The organism is Lysobacter sp. Soil_N_23 (assembly GCF_057656135.1).
This window is the reverse complement of sequence record NZ_JBDGKY010000043.1, coordinates 1-3,513: the sequence shown is the minus strand read 5'-3', so window position 1 is coordinate 3,513 and position 3,513 is coordinate 1. Positions and strand designations below refer to the sequence as shown.

The following is a 3,513-nucleotide window of genomic DNA, read 5'->3' as shown; positions in this document are numbered from 1 at the left end:
GAGGGGGTGGGGTGTATTTCGCGAACAGTTAACGGAGCGAAGCGGAGGTTCGCGGAATACACCCCACCTCCTCCCCCCACACGCCATCGGCTGGATCCGCTGATGGCGCCGCTGACGTGAAGGCGCATCAACGGGACGCGGCCGGGCGGCGCTATGATCGGCCACACCCGCGCCGTGGGTTCGGCCGACGCGGGATTGGCGTTGTCCTTCCACTACGGAGACCCAGGCCATGAGCGAGCACGTCTACAAGTCCCTCGAGCTGACCGGCTCGTCGAAGACCAGCTGCGACGACGCCATCCGCAAGGCGATCGAGCGTGCCTCGGGCACGGTGCGGAACATCGGCTGGTTCCAGGTGCTGGAAACCCGCGGTCATGTCGAGGACGGCAAGGTCGCGCACTGGCAGGTCACCATCAAGATCGGCTTCACGCTCGAGGGATGATCGGCGCGCGGCTGTCTGCTGCGCCGAAGCAATCCAACGGTTTCGCTGGCTTCCTTGCAGGTCGGGGCGGTTTGCGGGTGCCCGCCCGGCCGCAGTCGACAGCCGAGACTTGAATCAGATTCAAAACAGGCTTGCCAAACAATCGCTTTTTTGCTGATTCGCCCGGGTCTAACGTTGCCTTCCACTCAAGGCAACAAGGACTTGGCCATGAACATCTACACCGGTTTGCTGTTCCAGCACGGTTATATCCAGAACCCGGAACTGGCGGTGTCGCTGGCGCAGGGCGGCGACGATGCACAGGCCTCGCCGGACGGCCTGGCCGCGCCGCGCGATGGCAGCCAGCGCCAGCAGGGACGCAGTGCGTTCCGTCTCGGCGCGCTGGCCGTGCTGCTCAATGAACTGATGATGCCGCGCTGACATGATCGCGCGACTGTGGCACGGCATCACGCTGCGCGAGGACGCCGACGAGTACCTGGCGTTCCTGCGCCAGCGCGCCGTGCCCGACTACCGCGCCACGCCGGGCAACCTGTCGGTCAGCCTGATGCACCGTGTCGACGGCAGGCTCGCGCACTTCCTGATCCTGACGCATTGGCAGTCGCTGGCGGCGATCGGGGCCTTCGCCGGCAGCGACGTGACCAAGGCGAAGTACTACCCGGAAGACGATCGCTTCCTGCTCGAATTCGAGCAGGACGTTGTCCATTACGAAGTCGATACGGCCGGCTAGAGCTGCGACTGCAGCGGCAGCACCTTCATCAGCCAGGCCTGGAAACGGCGCATTCCGCTGGCCTCCGGATCGCGCGTGAAGGTCTTCGTGCCGTCGCTCCATTGCAGCTTGCCGTCCACCCGCTCGACCCGCCAGGCGCGACTGCCCTGCAACTGCTCATCGAAGATGCGTTCGAGTTCCTGCGCCAGTGCCGGATGCGCCACCAGCACGCCCTGCTCGGTATTGATCGAGGTCGAGCGCGGGTCGAGGTTGTAGGAGCCGACGAACACCTGGCGCCCATCCATGATCGCCGCCTTGGTGTGCAGGCTCGATCCGGACGAGCCGCGCAGGCTGAAGCGCGAACCGGCGTCGCTGGTCGGCTTGAGTTCCCACACCTTCACGCCGCCGTCTACCAGGTCCTCGCGATAGCGCGAGTAGCCGCCATGCACGGCGGCGACGTCGGTAGCGGCGAGGGAGTTGGTCAGCACGCGCACGTCGGTGCCGGCGATGGCCGAGGTGACCAGCGATTGCGTGGCGACAGGACCGGGCACGAAGTACGGCGAGATCAGGTGCAGTTCGCGCTGCGCGGCACGGATCGCAGGGGTCAGCGTCGACAGGACGGCCGAGCGCTCCATGGCGCTTTCGCTGCCTTTGAGATTGAGCTTCAGCGGGTCGTCGCTGGCGAACGTCCAGTCCGCGGTCCAGTGCAGGCGCGTGCCCCCTACGAGCATGCGCTGCACGTCCGGGTCTTCGCGCAGCACCGTGGCATAGGGACTGGCGGCCAGTTCGGCCGGCGTGCCCTGCAGGATGCCGCGCAGTTTCGCCAATGCTTCGGGCGTCACCGCGTCGGGGCTGATCGTGACGATCGGGTAGTTGCTGGTCGCGTTCCAGTAGCGGTCGAAGCTGCCACTGACCTGGCGCACCACCGGGCCGACCATGGCCAGGTCGAGGTCGACGAAGTTGCTCTCGGCGCTGGCGTTGAAGTACTCGTCGCCGAGGTTGCGCCCGCCGACCACGGCGACGCGGTTGTCGGCGATCCAGCTCTTGTTGTGCATGCGGTGGTTGAGCCGGTTGAAGCTGGTGCCAAGCTCGCCGATCCGGTTGGCGGTGCCGCTGCGGCTGACGAAGGGATTGAAAATCCGGACCTCGATGTTCTCGTGTGCATCGAGCGCGGCGAAGCCGGCATTCTTGGCCCGCGCGTCCATGTCGTCGACGAGGATGCGCACCTGCACGCCGCGGTCGGCCGCGGCCAGGGCGCGCTGGGCGAGCATCTTGCCGGTGAGGTCGGCGTGCCAGATGTAGGTCTGGATATCGAGGCTGCGGGTGGCGACCTGGGCGCTGTACATGCGCAGGGCATACGCCTCGGTGCCGTTGCTGAGCAGGCGGAAGCCGGACTGGCCGGGGTGCCGCGTTTCCGCAGGTCCCGTGCGCAGGGCCAGCTCGCCCTGGCTGGCCGGCGGCGGGGCGAAGGCGTCGGGCAGGACCGGGCGTTCGGGCAGGCTGGAGCAGGCGGCCAGGGCCAGCAGGCACAGCGACAGGACAGCCCGGATCATGCGCGCCATGGTCGTTCCACCGGTTGGGTTGCAGTCGGATACCACAGGGTCTGCAGGGGCACAATGGGGCGCACCGGGCCGGGTCGTATCGGGTCGGGGCCGCGTCGCGGCATCCGTGCCCTTGGGCCTAGAATGCCGATGCAGGCCGCAGGGCACGCCGCTCAAAGGCAGGCCGCCTCATCCGCCAGCTGGTCGCCCCACCGTCTGGCCAAAGCAAGGAACCCCATGTCACGCAATTCCAAGGTCAAGCGCGCGGTGCGCAGGAAGAACGAACCCAAGCGCCCCATCCGCCGCCTTGGCGCGTCGTTGCAACCCCACGCCCAGCTCCTGGACAGCGACGGCAATGCCGTAGGTGGCGTCGGCTGGCGCGACAACCAGTGGCTGCTGGTGCTGGCCGGGCAGGTGGTCGCCAGCAGCGACAGCGCGGCCATGGCGCTGGCGATGCTGCGGCATGTCGTCGCCGTGCAGGCGCAGGCCGGCACGGAGCTGGAGCTGCATGCCTCGCCGCCGCTGCTGACCGCGGCCGCGCGTGAAGCCGCCGTGCACGAGCAGACGCTGGAGGAGTACCTGGCCGCGCTCGAGCACGAGCGCCGCAGCCGTGACGAGGAGGACGCGCCGCCGCGTCCGTCGGTCGGCCTGGAAGCGCCAACGCGCCTGCAGTAGCACCTGTCGTCCCGAACGCAGCTTGCCGTCCCGAACGAAGTGAGGGACCTGCTGTTGCCGTTGCTGTTGCTGTTGCCTATTGGGCTTGCGTCTGCGGAACGGCGTCGTCCGCCGGGCCGGGGATTGCTCCGCCCCTTCGTCGGACATCCTGTCCG

The 3,513-nt window shown here is 67.8% G+C and carries 5 protein-coding genes; 4 read left to right on the top strand and 1 reads right to left on the bottom strand.

The features are described from left to right. The first annotated feature begins 229 nt into the window (after window positions 1-229). From AC3A3X_RS17790 to AC3A3X_RS17780, 3 genes are all read left to right on the top strand, one after another. On the top strand, window positions 230-439 hold the full coding sequence (locus tag AC3A3X_RS17790; protein WP_158732594.1) for a dodecin: 210 nt from the start codon (window positions 230-232) through the stop codon (window positions 437-439). Window positions 440-646: 207 nt separating this feature from the next. After that, window positions 647-856 carry a hypothetical protein gene (locus AC3A3X_RS17785; protein WP_487584304.1) on the top strand — a complete coding sequence of 70 codons (210 nt, stop codon included), beginning with the start codon at window positions 647-649 and terminating at the stop codon, window positions 854-856. A 1-nt stretch (window position 857) separates the two neighbouring features. Continuing rightward, a complete protein-coding gene (locus AC3A3X_RS17780) occupies window positions 858-1,163 on the top strand; it encodes an antibiotic biosynthesis monooxygenase (protein WP_487584303.1) in 306 nt (101 codons plus the stop codon). Here AC3A3X_RS17780 and AC3A3X_RS17775 read toward each other — a convergent pair. Then, window positions 1,160-2,695: a phospholipase D family protein gene (locus tag AC3A3X_RS17775; protein ID WP_487584302.1), complete on the bottom strand. Its 1,536-nt coding sequence runs from the start codon at window positions 2,693-2,695 to the stop codon at window positions 1,160-1,162. The genes AC3A3X_RS17780 and AC3A3X_RS17775 overlap by 4 nt on opposite strands. Before the next feature lie 225 nt (window positions 2,696-2,920). On the opposite strand from AC3A3X_RS17775, the gene AC3A3X_RS17770 reads away from it, so the two are divergent. Continuing rightward, a complete protein-coding gene (locus AC3A3X_RS17770; RefSeq protein WP_487584301.1) occupies window positions 2,921-3,358 on the top strand; it encodes a hypothetical protein in 438 nt (145 codons plus the stop codon). Window positions 3,359-3,513 lie beyond the last annotated feature (155 nt).